Source organism: Streptomyces sp. H27-H5 (assembly GCF_026627505.1).
GTDB lineage: Bacteria > Actinomycetota > Actinomycetes > Streptomycetales > Streptomycetaceae > Streptomyces.
Map to the genome: position 1 here is coordinate 60,110 of NZ_JAPNLK010000013.1, position 15,389 is coordinate 75,498.

At 71.3% G+C, this 15,389-nt stretch carries 15 protein-coding genes; 1 reads left to right on the plus strand and 14 read right to left on the minus strand.

From position 1 onward, the window contains the following. Nucleotides 1-25: 25 nt before the first annotated feature. The 14 genes from OTB19_RS08700 to pgsA all read right to left on the minus strand — a co-directional run bounded on the left by OTB19_RS08700 (nt 26) and on the right by pgsA (nt 12,884). Complete coding sequence (locus OTB19_RS08700; RefSeq protein WP_267797466.1) at nt 26-577, minus strand: adenine phosphoribosyltransferase; 552 nt, start codon at nt 575-577, stop codon at nt 26-28. Then, a complete protein-coding gene (gene secF / locus OTB19_RS08705; RefSeq protein ID WP_267797467.1) occupies nt 574-1,629 on the minus strand; it encodes a protein translocase subunit SecF in 1,056 nt (351 codons plus the stop codon). Before secF ends, OTB19_RS08700 begins: the two co-directional genes overlap by 4 nt. Nucleotides 1,630-1,632: 3 nt before the next feature. Then, a complete protein-coding gene (secD, locus tag OTB19_RS08710) occupies nt 1,633-3,480 on the minus strand; it encodes a protein translocase subunit SecD (RefSeq protein WP_267797468.1) in 1,848 nt (615 codons plus the stop codon). Between the two features lie 153 nt (nt 3,481-3,633). Further along, complete coding sequence (gene yajC, locus OTB19_RS08715) at nt 3,634-4,116, minus strand: preprotein translocase subunit YajC (protein ID WP_267797469.1); 483 nt, start codon at nt 4,114-4,116, stop codon at nt 3,634-3,636. 164 nt (nt 4,117-4,280) lie between these two features. Further along, entirely contained in the window at nt 4,281-5,354 is a 1,074-nt protein-coding gene (gene ruvB, locus OTB19_RS08720) for a Holliday junction branch migration DNA helicase RuvB (RefSeq protein ID WP_267797470.1), read from the minus strand. Between the two features lie 285 nt (nt 5,355-5,639). Next, nucleotides 5,640-6,272, minus strand: coding sequence for a Holliday junction branch migration protein RuvA (ruvA, locus tag OTB19_RS08725; RefSeq protein WP_267797471.1), 633 nt, complete (start codon nt 6,270-6,272; stop codon nt 5,640-5,642). Next, nucleotides 6,269-6,835, minus strand: coding sequence for a crossover junction endodeoxyribonuclease RuvC (gene ruvC / locus OTB19_RS08730; protein WP_267797472.1), 567 nt, complete (start codon nt 6,833-6,835; stop codon nt 6,269-6,271). Before ruvC ends, ruvA begins: the two co-directional genes overlap by 4 nt. Nucleotides 6,836-7,063: 228 nt before the next feature. Beyond that, nucleotides 7,064-7,816 (minus strand): YebC/PmpR family DNA-binding transcriptional regulator, encoded by a 753-nt coding sequence (locus tag OTB19_RS08735; protein WP_267797473.1) that lies wholly within the window; start codon nt 7,814-7,816, stop codon nt 7,064-7,066. 57 nt (nt 7,817-7,873) lie between these two features. Continuing rightward, nucleotides 7,874-8,467: a pyridoxal 5'-phosphate synthase glutaminase subunit PdxT gene (gene pdxT, locus OTB19_RS08740; RefSeq protein WP_053676653.1), complete on the minus strand. Its 594-nt coding sequence runs from the start codon at nt 8,465-8,467 to the stop codon at nt 7,874-7,876. A 5-nt stretch (nt 8,468-8,472) separates the two neighbouring features. Then, entirely contained in the window at nt 8,473-9,390 is a 918-nt protein-coding gene (gene pdxS / locus OTB19_RS08745; RefSeq protein ID WP_053676654.1) for a pyridoxal 5'-phosphate synthase lyase subunit PdxS, read from the minus strand. 138 nt (nt 9,391-9,528) lie between these two features. Continuing rightward, nucleotides 9,529-10,068 carry a hypothetical protein gene (locus OTB19_RS08750; protein ID WP_267797474.1) on the minus strand — a complete coding sequence of 180 codons (540 nt, stop codon included), beginning with the start codon at nt 10,066-10,068 and terminating at the stop codon, nt 9,529-9,531. Nucleotides 10,069-10,156: 88 nt separating this feature from the next. Continuing rightward, nucleotides 10,157-11,317 carry a glycosyltransferase family 4 protein gene (locus OTB19_RS08755; RefSeq protein ID WP_267797475.1) on the minus strand — a complete coding sequence of 387 codons (1,161 nt, stop codon included), beginning with the start codon at nt 11,315-11,317 and terminating at the stop codon, nt 10,157-10,159. After that, entirely contained in the window at nt 11,314-12,219 is a 906-nt protein-coding gene (locus OTB19_RS08760) for a phosphatidylinositol mannoside acyltransferase (protein ID WP_267797476.1), read from the minus strand. The genes OTB19_RS08755 and OTB19_RS08760 overlap by 4 nt, the downstream gene beginning before the upstream one ends. Then, nucleotides 12,219-12,884, minus strand: coding sequence for a phosphatidylinositol phosphate synthase (gene pgsA / locus OTB19_RS08765; protein ID WP_267797477.1), 666 nt, complete (start codon nt 12,882-12,884; stop codon nt 12,219-12,221). The genes OTB19_RS08760 and pgsA overlap by 1 nt, the downstream gene beginning before the upstream one ends. Before the next feature lie 264 nt (nt 12,885-13,148). Here pgsA and OTB19_RS08770 point away from each other — a divergent pair, with 264 nt between their 5' ends. Then, a complete protein-coding gene (locus OTB19_RS08770) occupies nt 13,149-15,344 on the plus strand; it encodes an elongation factor G-like protein EF-G2 (RefSeq protein WP_267797478.1) in 2,196 nt (731 codons plus the stop codon). Nucleotides 15,345-15,389: the final 45 nt, after the last annotated feature.

Consider the following 15,389-nt stretch of genomic DNA (forward strand, 5'->3'; position numbering starts at 1 on the left):
CGCAATGCCGGAGCGGGCGGAAGGGTCAGACCACGATCAGCGCGTCCAGCGGAGCGCCGTCGAGGCCCGGCTCCAGCCGGGCGCGGCCCGGCAGGAACGACAGTTCCATCAGGACCGCCACGCCGGCGACCTCGGCGCCGGCGCGCCGGATCAGCGAGAGCGAGGCGTCGGCCGTGCCGCCGGTCGCCAGGACGTCGTCGATGACCATGACCCGGTCACCGGCCGACAGGTCCTCGGCGTGGACCTCGATCTCCGCGGTCCCGTACTCCAGCTCGTACGACTGCGCGAGCGTCGCTCCGGGCAGCTTCCCGGCCTTGCGGACGGGCACGAAGCCGATCCCGGCCTGGACGGCCACCGGGGCCGCCAGGATGAACCCGCGCGCCTCCAGCCCGACGATCTTCGTCGCGCCGTACCGGGTCGCGAGGTCCACCAGCGCGTCCGTCAGGGCCGCGAAGGCCTTCGGGTCGGCCAGCAGCGGGGTGATGTCCTTGAACATCACGCCCGGCTTCGGGTAGTCCGGGACGTCCTTGATCCGGCTGAGCAGCAGCTCGCGGACCTCGGGAGCACACGCGGTCATCGGCGCCGCCGTCCGTGGCCCTCGGCCACGACCTGCGGGGAGTCCTCGGAGGACTCGCCCCCGTCGACGGACTCGCCCTTGGCCGCGGCGGCCGCCCGCTTCGCGAGCACCCGCTTCTTGAGGGCCTTCATGGCGGGCTCGCGCTCCTTCAGGTCGACGACCAGCGGGGTCGCGATGAAGATCGAGGAGTACGCGCCGGCCGCGAGACCGACGAACAGCGACAGCGAGATGTCGTTGAGCATGCCCGCGCCCAGGAAGCCGCCGCCGATGAACAGCAGGGCCCCGACCGGGAGCAGCGCCACGACGGTGGTGTTGATCGAGCGGACCAGCGTGCCGTTGATGCTGCGGTTGGCGATCTCGCTGAAGGTGTAGCGGGTCTGCTTCGTGATGTCCTTCGACCCCTCCTTGAGACCGTCGAAGACGACGACGGTGTCGTAGAGGGAGTAACCGAGGATCGTGAGCAGACCGATCACGGTGCCCGGGGTGACCTCGAAGCCGACGAGCGCGTACACGCCGACGGTGATGGTGAGGTCGTGGATCAGCGCGACCAGCGCGGCGACCGCCATCCGCCACTCGAAGGCGATGGCGAGGTAGATCACCACGAGGACCATGAAGATGGCGAGGCCGGTCCAGGCCTTGTTCGCGATCTGCTCGCCCCAGCTCGGGCCGACCAGGTCCGCGTTGATGTCGCCGGCCGGCACCTTCAGCTCGGCCGCCAGGTCCTTCTTCACGTCGGCCGCGGCGTCGGTGTCCAGACCGGAGATCTGGATGCGCATGCCGCCGGTGCCGAGCTCCTGGACGATCGCGTCGTGCCCGGAGGCCTTCTCCGCGATCTCCGTCGTCTGGGCGACGGAGGCGGCCGGCTTCGGGGTGGTGAAGACGGCACCGCCCTTGAATTCGATGCCCATGTTGAGGCCCTGAACGGCCAGGGCCACGATCGCCGTGATGGTGATCAGGATGGAAACGCCGTACCAGAGGAAACGCTTGCCGACGAAGTCGTAGCCGACCTCACCGCGGTACAGCCTGGCGCCGAGATCTCCCAGCTTCGACATCTCTCACGCCTCCTTCGAGTCGACGGGGGCGGACACGGTGGCGGCACTCGCACCGGTACCGGTGCTGCGGGACCGGCGCAGCGGCGGCTTGGCGCCGAGCCGCTTCGGGTCCAGCCCGGACCACGGGTGGCCGCTGGAGAAGAACGTCGTACGGGCCATCAGCGTCATGATCGGCTTGGTGAAGAGGAACACCACGACCACGTCGAGCAGGGTGGTCAGACCCAGCGTGAAGGCGAAGCCCTGGACCTTGCCGACGGTGACGATGAACAGCACGGCCGCGGCGAGGAACGACACGAAGTCGGAGACCAGGATGGTGCGCCGGGCCCGCGGCCAGGCGCGCTCCACGGCCGGACGCAGGGTGCGGCCCTCGCGGATCTCGTCACGGATGCGTTCGAAGTACACGATGAACGAGTCCGCCGTGATGCCGATCGCGACGATGGCACCGCACACGGCGGGCAGGTTCAGCGCGAACCCGATGCCCTTTCCGAGCAGCGCCATGATCGTGTAGGTGAGGATCGCCGACACCAGGAGGCTGACGATCGCGATGAACGCCAGGCCCCGGTAGTAGACCAGCAGGTAGATCACCACGAGGAGCAGGCCGATGGCGCCGGCGATCAGACCGGCCTTCAGCTGCTCACTGCCGAGCGCGGGGGTGACGGTGGTGACGCTGTCCTCCTGGAAGGAGAGCGGCAGCGCGCCGTACGAGAGCATGTTGCCCAGGTCCGTGGCGGACTCCTGGGTGAAGCCACCACCGGAGATCTCGGCGTTGCCGCCGGTCAGCGCCTGACTCACGGACGGGTCGGAGATCACCGAGCCGTCGAGCACGATCGCGAACTGGTTCTGCGGCATCTGCTTGGTGGCGAGCTCACCGGTGATCTTGGCGAACTTGTCCGCGCCCTTGTCGGTGAACTGCATCGTGACGATCCACTCACCGGTCTGCGGGTTGATCTCGCCCTTCGCCTTGTCGACGTCCTGACCGTTGACGCCGGCGGGGCCGAGCACCCACTTGCCCCAGGTGTCGCCGCGCTTGCCACAGGCGAGCATCGGGTCCTCGGGCTTGGCGCCCTTGCCGGCCTCGGCGCGCTGCGCCGGGTCGGCGCAGTTCAGCGCCGCGAACTTGGCCTGCAGGTCGGCCACGGCGGCGTCGGCGCCCGACGGGACCGGTGCCGGGGTCGTGGCCGGGGTGGTGGCCTTGTTGTCGTCTGCCTTCTTCGACCCGCTCGCCGACGGCGTGGGAGAGGGGGCGCTCGGGGCCTTGAGGCCCTCGCTGAGCGCGCGGCCCTGGGAAGTGGCGCTGGACGACGGGGTGGCCGACGGCTTGCCGTCTTGGGCCTTGGGGGCGCCGGAGCCGCTCGCGGAGGGCTTCGCGGACGGACTGCCGGAGGGCTTCGCGGACGGGCTGCCGGACGGGTTCGGCGTGGCGTCGGGCGCGACCGGCTCACCGCCGGTGAATGCCAGGACCGGGCGGAAGTACAGCTGGGCGGTGGTACCGACCTGCTCGCGCGCCTGCTGCTCGTTCACTCCCTTGGGGATGTTCACGATGATGTGGTCGCGGCCCTGCGTCTGGACCTCGGCCTCCGAGACGCCGAGACCGTTGACACGGCGGTCGATGATGCCGACCGCGGTGTTCATGTTGGTCTCGTTGATCGCGTCCGGCTTGCCGGGCTCGCTCTTCGCCTTGAGCGTGATGCTCGTACCGCCGGCGAGGTCGATGCCCAGTCGGGGAGTCGTCTGCTTGGAGATGAACATCCCCGCGGTGAGCGCCACCATCGCGATCAGGATGATCGCCAGGGCACGCCCCGGCCTCCCCTGAGCCCCCGTGGGCCGCCGGCCCTTCTTCGGTGCTGCCACCTTGTCGTATCTCCCTGTCCAACCGTCCCGCGCCGGGTCAGCACGCGGACGGCCACGAAATGTGTGGTGGGGACCCCTGCCCCCCGCAGAAGTGTCACTCACGGGAACCGCGGCGGCCGCCGATCAGGCGCCTCCGCGGTTCCCGGCCGAGCGCTACTTCGCGCCGGCCTCGCCGTCGGTCTTGCCGTCCTTCGGCTCGTCGGCGGGCCCGTTGCCGGGCTCGTCCTTCTTGCCCAGGTCGAGCTTGGGAGCCTCGTCCTCGTCCTTCGACAGGTCCGTCTTCGGCGTCTCGCCCGCGGTCAGCGAGGAGGCGTCGTCCGGGACGACCGGCGTGTCGATGGTCAGATCATCGGTGGCGCCGTGGACGATGCGGTTGTACTCAGCGTCCTCCAGCACGGCACCGATGGAGTTCTTCGCGTAGATGGCGTGGACGCCGGGGGCCACCTCGAGGGTCACGGTGTCCTCACCGATCTCCTTCACGGTGGCGTACATGCCACCGATGGTGCGGACCCCGGTGCCGGGCGTCATTTCGTTGCGCATCTGCGCGGCCGCCTGCTGCTTCTTCTTGGCGGAGCGGGTCATCAGGAACATCGCCCCGATGAGCACGATGAACGGGAGGAGTGTCACGAGATTCACGGGACGGAGATCCTTCGCACGACCGTACGGGAGACGGCCTTCTTCTACGGGGGTGGGCATGCCGACCCGAAGGGTCGGCATCGGCGGAGTCTAGGCGAGTCCGCACCGATGGAACAACGCCCAGCATGGCACCGCAGTTCCTGAGCGGTCGAACCTCCGCGCCGTCAGGCCCTGAACAACCCCTGTTGTCCGCTTGATCCACTACCGCCCTGCTGGGGCGGTACGAGCCCCAGGTGGGCCCAGGCGGCGGGGGTCGCGACCCGGCCCCTGGGCGTGCGCGCCAGCAGCCCCTCGCGTACCAGGAAGGGCTCGGCCACCTCCTCGACGGTCTCCCGCTCCTCCCCGACGGCCACGGCCAGGGTGGACAGACCCACGGGTCCGCCGCCGAACAGCTTGAGCAGGGCCTCCAGCACGGCCCGGTCGAGCCGGTCGAGACCGCGCGCGTCCACCTCGTACAGCTGGAGGGCGGTGCCGGCCACCTCGCGGTTGATCACCCCGTCGGCCCTGACCTGGGCGTAGTCCCGGACCCGGCGCAGGAGCCGGTTGGCGATGCGCGGCGTGCCCCGGGAGCGGCCGGCGATCTCCGCGGCGCCCGCGGTGTCGATCTCCACGTCGAGGAGGCGGGCCGAGCGGTGAATGACCCGTTCGAGTTCCTCCGGTACGTAGAACTCCATGTGCCCGGTGAAGCCGAAGCGGTCGCGCAGCGGCGGGGGCAGCAGTCCGGCCCGGGTGGTGGCACCGACGAGGGTGAAGGGCGGCAGCTCCAGCGGGATGGCGGTCGCGCCCGGGCCCTTGCCCACGATCACGTCGACGCGGAAGTCCTCCATGGCCATGTACAGCATCTCCTCGGCGGGCCGGGACATGCGGTGGATCTCGTCGAGGAAGAGGACCTCGCCCTCCTGGAGGGAGGACAGGATCGCGGCGAGGTCGCCGGCGTGCTGGATGGCGGGACCGGACGTGATCCGGATGGGCGCCTCCATCTCGGCGGCGATGATCATGGAGAGGGTGGTCTTGCCCAGGCCGGGCGCGCCCGAGAGCAGGACGTGATCGGCGGTGGCTCCGCGCTGGCGGGCGGCCTTGAGGACGAGGTCGAGCTGCCGGCGGACCTTCTCCTGGCCGACGAACTCGCCGAGGTCCTTGGGCCTCAGGGCCGCCTCGACGGCGGTGTCCTCCCCGCCGGCCGCCGCCGCGACAAGACGATCGGTCTCGGCTGCGTCGGTCTCGTCGTCCCAGTTCACGGTGTCAGTCTGCCTTCTCGGTCGGTGCGGTGATGTGCGTGGCCCTGCGGGGCGGCCCGGCGGCCCGGTACGGGAACGCCGCCCGGGCCGGTACCGCGCGTGCGCGCCCGCCGTACGGCCTCGCGCGGTCGGCCGGACCGGCGGGGCGCGGCGGCCCCGGTCGGATCGCGGCGACCGTCCCGGTCGGTCGCCGCCGGTCCGTCGGCGCGTACGGGGACTCCGGTGCGGGTCGGCGATGCGGGTCGGCGGGTGCGAGGCGGCCTCGCGCGCCGTCGCGTCGTGGGGTCAGCGGGCCCGGTTCAGGGACTGGAGGGCGGCGCGCAGGAGCTGCGGCACGGGGGCCGAGCCGCCGGTGGCGATGGCCTCCTCGGCCTGCGGGGTGACGGCCGAGACCGCCTCCTCCGCCTCCCGGGAGGCGTACCCCAGCCCGATCAGCGCCGCGGCGAGCTGCTCCGTCCACGGCGCGGGTCCGGTCGCGGCGGCCCGCTGGGCCCCGACCAGGCCGCTCGTGCCCAGCGGTGCGCCCAGCTTGTCCTTGAGCTCCAACAGCAGCTTCTGCGCCCCCTTCTTGCCGATGCCGGGCACCGCCATCAGGGACTTCTCGTCGCCCGTGGAGACGGCCAGCCGGAGCGCGTCCGGGCTGTGCACGCCCAGCATGGCCTGGGCCAGCCTCGGCCCGACCCCGCTGGCGGTCTGGAGCAGCTCGAAGACCTGTCGCTCGTCGTCGTCGGCGAAGCCGTACAGGGTCAGCGAGTCCTCGCGTACGACCAGGGAGGTCGCCAGCCGTGCGGGTTCACCCAGCCGGAGCCCGGAGACGGTGTTCGGCGTGCAGTGCACGGCCATGCCCACGCCCCCGACCTCGATCACGGCGAGGGTGGGGGCGAGGGCGGCGACCTGGCCACTGACGAAGGCGATCATCGGGTACGGCCTTTCCGGGCTGAGACGGGTGCGGTGCCGCGCGCGGCGGTCGCGCTGTGCAGGGCGACCGCCTGTTGGAGACGGTTCTGGGCGGGGGCCCGCCAGATGTGGCAGATGGCGAGGGCCAGGGCGTCGGCGGCGTCGGCCGGTTTCGGCGGCGCGTCGAGCCGCAGCAGGCGGGTGACCATGGCTCCCACCTGTGCCTTGTCGGCGCGGCCGCTGCCGGTGACGGCGGCCTTGACCTCGCTGGGGGTGTGCAGGGCGACGGGCAGTCCGCGGCGGGCGGCGCAGAGCATGGCGACCGCACTGGCCTGCGCGGTCCCCATGACGGTGCTGACGTTGTGCTGGCTGAACACCCTTTCCACCGCGACGAGTTCGGGGCGGTGTTCGTCGAGCCAGCTTTCGATGCCCTGCTCGATGGCAACGAGGCGCAGGCCGATGTCGGCGTCGGCGGGCGTCCGTACGACCCCCACGCCCAGCATCTTCAGCGGGCGACCCGCGACGCCCTCGACCACCCCGATACCGCACCGGGTCAGCCCCGGGTCCACACCGAGCACTCGCACGTCCCCTCCTCCTTCACGCAGGTGTGCAGGCTACCGGCCGGCACCGACAGCGGCGGTGACCGCTCGGGACGGGCCCGCCGTGTTCGGCGGCCGGTGAGACGAGCCGCCGGTGAGACGAGCGGCCGGTGAGACGAGCCGCCGAGGGCCGAGGAAGCCGTCGGCCAACGAAGCGGCCCGCCGGATCGATCCGGCGGGCCGTTCACGTCTGTTGCGGCGAGAGCCTGCGGCTCAGGCGTCGACCTTCTCCATGACCTCGTCCGGAACGTCGAAGTTGGCGAAGACGTTCTGCACGTCGTCGCTGTCCTCCAGCGCGTCGATCAGCTTGAAGATCTTGCGGGCGCCCTCTTCGTCCAGCTCGACCTGCATGGTCGGCAGGAAGTTGGAGTCGGCCGAGTCGTAGTCGATGCCGGCCTGCTGGAGCGCGGTGCGGACCGCGACCATGTCGGTGGCCTCGCTGATGATCTCGAAGCTGTCGCCGAGGTCGTTGACCTCTTCGGCCCCGGCCTCCAGCACCGTCTCCAGGACGTCGTCCTCGGAGAGCTCGCCCTTGGGCAGGAGGACGACACCCTTGCGGTTGAACAGGTACGAGACCGAGCCCGGGTCGGCCATCGAGCCGCCGTTGCGGGTCATCGCGACACGCACGTCGGACGCGGCACGGTTGCGGTTGTCGGTGAGGCACTCGATGAGCACCGCGACGCCGTTCGGACCGTAGCCCTCGTACATGATCGTCTCGTAGTCGGCGCCGCCGGCCTCCAGGCCGCCGCCGCGCTTGACCGCGGAGTCGATGTTCTTGTTCGGGACCGAGCTCTTCTTGGCCTTCTGGATGGCGTCGAAGAGGGTCGGGTTGCCATCGATGTCGGCGCCGCCCATGCGGGCCGCGACCTCGATGTTCTTGATCAGCTTCGCGAAGAGCTTGCCGCGCTTGGCGTCAACCACGGCCTTCTTGTGCTTCGTCGTAGCCCATTTAGAGTGGCCGGACATCTGCCTGTCTCCTTCGCGTCACCAACAGTGTTCGCCTCAGATCCTACCGGGACGCCGTTACAGCCCCGCGCGCACCATGTCGACGAAGTACGCGTGAACACGGTCGTCGCCGGTCAGTTCCGGGTGGAAGGACGTGGCGAGCACGTTCCCCTGCCGTACCGCGACCGTGTGACCGTCGTAGGTGGCGAGCACCTCGACCGAGGCGCCGACCGACTCTACCCACGGGGCGCGGATGAAGACACCCTCGACCGGGTCGCCCGCTATGCCGGCGAAGTCGATCTGCGCCTCGAAGGACTCGTTCTGCCGCCCGAAGGCGTTGCGGCGGACGATCATGTCGATGCCGCCCAGCGTCTCCTGGTCCTCGCGGCCGTCCAGGAGCTTGTCCGCGAGCATGATCATGCCGGCGCAGGTGCCGTAGACCGGCATCCCGGCCCGCACGCGCTCGCGCAGCGGCTCCAGCATGCCGAACAGCACGGCGAGCTTCGACATGGTCGTGGACTCGCCGCCGGGGATCACCAGGGCGTCGACGTCGGCGAGTTCCTCGGGACGCCGGACCGGCCTGGCCACGGCGTCCGCCGCGGCCAGGGCGATCAGGTGCTCCCGTACATCGCCCTGAAGAGCCAGGACACCAATGACGGGGGTGCTGCTCATGCTTGTTACCAGCCCCGGTTGGCGTAGCGCTCGGACTCGGGGAGGGTGTCGCAGTTGATGCCGACCATGGCCTCGCCCAGGTTGCGGGAGGCGTCGGCGATGATCTTCGGGTCGTCGTAGAAGGTGGTGGCCTTCACGATGGCGGCGGCGCGCTTGGCCGGGTCGCCGGACTTGAAGATGCCGGAACCGACGAAGACGCCCTCGGCGCCGAGCTGGCGCATCAGCGCGGCGTCGGCCGGGGTGGCGACGCCACCGGCGGAGAACAGCACGACCGGGAGCTTGCCGAGCTCGGCGACCTCCTTGACCAGCTCGTACGGGGCGCGCAGGTCCTTGGCGGCGGCGAACAGCTCGTTGTTGTCGAAGCCGCGCAGGCGGGCGATCTCGTTCTTGATCTGGCGCAGGTGGCGAACGGCCTCGACGACGTTGCCGGTGCCGGCCTCACCCTTGGAACGGATCATGGCCGCGCCCTCGGCGATGCGGCGCAGGGCCTCGCCCAGGTTGGTGGCGCCACAGACGAAGGGGGTGGTGAAGGCCCACTTGTCGGAGTGGTTGACCTCGTCGGCCGGGGTCAGGACCTCGGACTCGTCGATGTAGTCGACGCCGAGGGACTGGAGCACCTGCGCCTCGACGAAGTGGCCGATGCGGGACTTGGCCATGACGGGGATGGAGACGGCCTCGATGATCTCTTCGATCATGTTGGGGTCGGACATCCGGGCCACTCCGCCGTCCTTGCGGATGTCGGCGGGGACCCGCTCCAGGGCCATGACGGCCACGGCGCCGGCGTCTTCGGCGATCTTCGCCTGCTCGGCGTTGACCACGTCCATGATCACGCCGCCCTTGAGCTGCTCGGCCATGCCGCGCTTGACGCGGGACGTGCCGATCGCGGACTCAGCGGACTGCGGGGTGGAGGGAAGCGTGCTCACGGATTGACCTCACTCGAAGGAAGACGGGTGCTGCGGTGGTACTGCGCTGAGCAAACCCCCCACGACCAGTCCACTGCAAGGGCCAATGAGGAGCCGGTGGCTCCTTCCGATTTGGCCATTGGGTACAAGTGGGGCCGTCTACGGCCGTTCCGCAAGATCCACCGGGGGCTCGTCGTCCATCTCGAAGGCGAGCGGGAAGGGGGCGTGTCCGGCCAATCGGAACCAGCGGACCTTGCGGTGCCTGCGCAGCGCGCGGGCCGCCCGGACGGCGTCGTTGTGGAAGCGGCGGGCCATCGGCACCCGGCGGACGGCCGCCGCCAACTCCTCGGTGGCCTCCGCACCACCGGGCGCGGCCTTCAGCACCTCGACCGGGTCCACGTCGGAGAACACCGCGCGCAACGCCTGGCTCAGCTCGCTCTCGGCCACCTCGCGGTGCTCCTCCTCGGCCTGGCGGGCCCCGTGCGCGGCCTCGTACAGCACCAGCGACGAGGCCGGGTCGAGCACGCCCGAGGTGGCCACCTCCAGCACCACCGACGCCCGCCGCACGAGCTGCGCGTCGAGGGCGGCCCGGGCGGCGTCCATGCGCGAGTGCAGTCGGTCGAGCCGGCCGGCGGTCCAACTGAGGTAGACCCCGATGACGCCGAGGCCCAGGGCAATCCAGACAAGGGTTTCGATCACGGGCCGCGACTCTACCTTTCGCGGCCCCCCGGCCCGGGCCCGGCCCGTCGGCGCCCCCCGGGCGGCCGGGAGACGCCGAAGAGTAGGCCTAGTCCCGCGAGAAGCCCAGTCGGGCGCGCAGGCCGACCCGTTCGTCCTCCGCGACCGCCGCCGCGCCGTCGGTGACCGTTTCGTAGACGGCCAGGATGTCCGCTCCCACGGTCGACCAGTCGAAGCGCCGCACGTGCGCGGAGCCGCGGGTGCTCAGTTCCGCCCGGCGTTCCGGGTCCCGCAGGAGGGCGATGGCGCCCGCCGCGAGGGAGTCGGCGTCCTCGTTGGTGAAGAGGTCGCCCGCGCCTCCCTGGTCCAGTACCTGCGCGAAGGCGTCCAGGTCCGAGGCCAGCACCGCGGCACCGGCCGAGAGGGCCTCGACGAGGATGATGCCGAAGCTCTCGCCGCCGGTGTTGGGGGCGACGTACACGTCGACGCTGCGCAGCAGTCGTGCCTTGTCCTCGTCCGAGACCATGCCGAGGAACTCGACCCGGGAGCGGAGGTCGGCCGGGAGCGAGGCCACGGCCTCCTCCTCGTCGCCGCGGCCGGCCACGAGGAGCCGTACGTCCGGGCAGGCCTCCACGATCTTGGGGAAGGCCGCCATGAGCACGGGCAGGCCCTTGCGGGGCTCGTCGATCCGGCCGATGAAGCCGAGGGTCTGGCCGCCCCACTCCGCCTTGGGTTCGGCCTTGGCGAAGAAGTCCACGTCGACCCCGTTGGGGATCACGACGGCGTCCCCGCCCAGGTGTTCCACGAGGGTCCGTCGGGCGTACTCGCTCACCGCGATGCGGGCGCTGATCTTCTCCAGTGCCGGCTGGAGGATCGGGTACGCGGCGATCATCGCGCGCGAGCGGGGGTTGGAGGTGTGGAACGTGGCCACGATGGGTCCCTGGGCCGCCCAGCAGGACAGCAGGCCGAGGGACGGTGAGGCCGGTTCGTGGATGTGGATCACGTCGAAGACCCCGTCGTGCAGCCAGCGTCGTACGCGGGCCGCGGACAGGAAGCCGAAGTTCAGCCGGGCCACCGACCCGTTGTACGGCACCGGGACCGCGCGTCCCGCCGAGACCACGTAGGGCGGCAGCGGGGTCTCGTCGTCCGCGGGGGCGAGCACCGACACCTCGTGGCCGCTGCGGATCAGGTGTTCCGCGAGGTCACGGATGTGGAACTGGACGCCGCCCGGTACGTCCCACGAGTACGGGCACACGATGCCGATCTTCACTGCGCGCGTTCCTCCAGGTCGTCCAGCCACAGCCGCTGCAGCATGTGCCAGTCCTCGGGGTGCTCTGCGATTCCCCCGGCGAACACGTCGGCGAGGGCCTGGGTCATGACGGCCGTCTTCTCGACGCGGGTGCCGTTCTTCGGCACGGCCACCTCGGGGTGGATCCGGCCGTACAACTTCGGGGTGTCCCCGTAGTACAGGGTGGCCGGGAGGAGCGCCGCGCCCGTCTGCTGGGCCAGCAGCGCCGGTCCCGCCGGCATGCGCGCGGTGGAGCCGAAGAAGTCCACCTCGACGCCGGAGGCCGACAGGTCCCGGTCGGCGACCAGGCAGACCAGTCCCCCGGAGCGGAGCCGTCGGGCCAGGGTGCCGAAGGCGGCGCCGCCGCTGTGCGGCAGCACCTCCATGCCGAGGCTCTCCCGGTAGGCCACGAAGCGGTCGTACAGGCTTTCGGGCTTGAGTCGCTCGGCGACCGTGGTGAACGGCACGCCGATGTGGCCGGTGGCCCAGGCGCCGGCGAGGTCCCAGTTCGCGAGGTGCGGCAGGGCGACCACGACGCCGCGTCCGGTGGCCAGCGCCTCGCGCAGGACGTGGTCGTCCTTCATCTCGACGTCGGTGCCGAACCGCTTCGGGTCCATGGTCGGCAGTCGGAAGGACTCCATCCAGTACCGCATGTACGAGCGCATGCCGGCCCGCGAGAGTTCGCGCAGGGCCGCGGGGGTCGCGTCCGGGACCACCCGGGCCAGGTTCGACTCCAGGCGCAGCACGCTCTTGCCGCGCCGCTTCCAGGCGTAGTCCGCGATGCGGCGGCCGAGGGCCACCGCGGCGGGCTCGGGGAGCTTCTTCACGCCCGCCCAGCCGAGCCCGTAGAGCCCGTCGACGAGCTTGTCCTGTGCGGCGCCCATCAGGCGGCACCGCCTTCGGCCGCGGCCTCGGCCGCGTCGGCCTCCGCCGCCTCGCGGCGTACGGTGACCACCCGCTGGATCAGGGTGACGAGGGAGCCCGCCGCGACCACCCACAGGGCGATCGGCAGGAGCACCCCGATCCAGGAGGGGACGCCGAAGGTCTGCAGCCCGGACAGGCCGGCCGCGACGAGGGTGATCACCAGGCGTTCGGCGCGTTCGATGAGCCCGTTGACGGCCACCGGCAGGCCGATCGATTCGCCGCGGGCCTTGGTGTAGGAGACGACCTGGCCGCTGGCCAGGCAGAAGATCGACACGGCGCAGAGCGCGTTGTGGTTCCCGAAGCCCGCGTACCAGAGCGCGAGTCCGCCGAAGATGGCCGCGTCGGCCACCCGGTCGAGCGTCGAGTCGAGGAACGCCCCCCACCGGCTGGAGACGCCGGCCTGGCGGGCCATGTTCCCGTCGACCAGGTCGGAGAAGACGAAGAGGGTGATGGTGATCGTGCCCCAGAAGAACTCGCCCCGGGGGAAGAAGACCAGCGCTCCGGCCACCACTCCGGCGGTGCCGATCAGGGTGACGGCGTCCGGGCTCACCCCCCGACGGAGGAGAAATGCGGCGAACGGCGTGAGAACACGCGTGAAGAATGCACGCGCGTACTTGTTCAGCATGGCCTTCCCGGGGGGTCGCTGGGCCGTGCGGCCACAGCGGCCGCCGGCTGGCCCATCGTAGCCGGCGCCTCGCGCCCCGGGTGCCGCGCACCCACCGGTTCGCCCCGGACAATCCCCGCGCCGCCCCCACCGCGGCCCCGAGCCGGCCGCTTGTCGTGCTCCGGACGGCTCCGGGTACGACGTATGGACGTGGTGTGACACCGGTGCAAAGCTCGAAGGACCCCGATCACCCTCCTCACCGCGACACCGGGAGGCACGAGCATCATGGGAGCCACATCACACCAAGCCGGGGCCGCCGGCAGGGCACTGACGGCCGACCGGCCCACTTCCGTACGGAACGTCGTGCTGGTCGGCCACAGCGGCGCCGGCAAGACCACCCTGGTCGAGGCCCTGGCGCTGACCGCCGGGGCCGTCAATCGCGCCGGGCGGGTCGAGGACGGCTCGACCGTCTCCGACCACGACGAGCTCGAACATCGTCGCCACCGGTCCGTCCAGCTCTCCCTCGTCCCCGTCGAATGGGGCGGGATCAAGATCAACGTCCTGGACACTCCGGGATACGCCGACTTCGTCGGGGAACTCAGGGCCGGTCTGCGGGCAGCGGACGCGGCCCTTTTCGTCGTCTCGGCCGCCGACGGGATCGACGGCGCCACCCGCATGGTCTGGGACGAGTGCGAGGCCGTCGGCATGCCCCGGGCCATCGTCGTCACCCACCTGGAGGCGGCCCGGTCCGACTACGCCCAGATGGCCGGTGTCTGCGGGGAGATCTTCGGCGCCGAGGACCCGGACGCCGTCGTACCGCTCTACCTGCCCCTGCACGGGCCCGCGGGCGCGGACGGGCACGCCCCCGTCACCGGGCTGCTCGGCCTGCTCTCCCGGCGCGTGCACGACTACGGCTCCGGGGAACGCGTCGAACGCGACCCGGATCCCGCGGAACTCGCCCTCATCGCCGACGCCCGCTCCCGCCTGATCGAGGGGATCATCGCGGAGAGCGAGGACGAGAGCCTCATGGACCGCTATCTCGGCGGCGAGGACATCGACGTCAAGACCCTCGTGGACGACCTGGAGCGGGCCGTCGCCCGGGGCACCTTCCACCCCGTGCTGATGGCGGCGCCGGCGGCCGAGGGTGCCCGCCAGGGCCTCGGGACGGTGGAGCTCCTCGAACTGATCACCGGCGGCTTCCCGACCCCCGCGGAACGCGCGCCGCTCGCCGTCACCGCCCCGGACGGTTCCGCGCGCCCCGCCGTCACCTGCGATCCCGACGGGCCCCTCGTGGCCGAGGTCGTCAAGACCTCCTCCGACCCCTACGTCGGCCGCGTCTCCCTCGTCCGCGTCTTCTCCGGCACCCTGCTCCCCGAGGCGACGGTGCACGTGTCCGGCCACGGGCTCGCGGACCGCGGGCACGAGGACCACGACGTGGACGAGCGGACCGGGGCCCTGTCCTCCCCGTTCGGCAAGCACCAGCGGCCCCTCGGCCGGTGCATCGCCGGCGACCTCGCCTGCGTGGCGAAGCTCACCCGCGCCGAGACGGGCGACACGCTCTCCGCCAAGGACCGGCCCCTCCTGATGGAGCCCTGGTCGATGCCCGAGCCGTTGCTGCCCCTCGCCGTCGAGGCCCACGGCAAGGCCGACGAGGACAAGCTCTCGCAGGCGCTGGCCCGTCTCGTGGCCGAGGACCCGACGCTGCGGCTGGAGCAGAACCCGCACACGCACCAGCTCGTCCTGTGGTGTCTGGGCGAGGCCCACCAGGACGTCGTGCTCGAACGCCTGCGGACCCGCTACGGGGTCCAGGTGGACCCGGTCCCCCACAAGGTCAGCCTGCGCGAGACCTTCGGCGCCGAGGCCACCGGCCGCGGCCGCCACGTCAAGCAGTCCGGGGGCCACGGCCAGTTCGCCATCTGCGAGATCCGGGTCGAGCCGCTCCCGGCCGGCAGCGGCGTGGAGTTCGTCGACAAGGTGGTCGGGGGCTCGGTGCCCCGCCAGTTCATCCCGTCCGTGGAGAAGGGCGTCCGCGCCCAGGCCGCGCGCGGGGTCGCGGCCGGGTACCCACTGGTGGACGTACGGATCACCCTGCTCGACGGCAAGGCGCACTCGGTGGACTCCTCCGACGCCGCCTTCCAGACCGCGGGCGCGCTCGCCCTGCGCGAGGCCGCCGCCGAGGCGACCATGCACCTCCTGGAGCCGTTCGCGGAACTCGACGTACTGGTGCCCGACGAGTACGTGGGCCCGGTCATGAGCGACCTCGCGGGGCGTCGGGGCCGCGTCGTCGGCTCCGACCAGGCCGGGCCGGGCCGGACCCGGGTGCGCGCGGAGATCCCGGAGATCGAGATCGGCCGGTACGCGGTGGAGTTGCGGTCCGTGTCGCACGGCACGGGCGGGTTCCGTCGCACGTACGCCCGCCACGAACCCATGCCACCACAATTGGCGGAAAAGATTCGCGAACAGGCCGAGAAGGGAACGTAGTTGACATAGCGCCGTGGCGACCGCCCACCCAACCCGCTTGCGGTG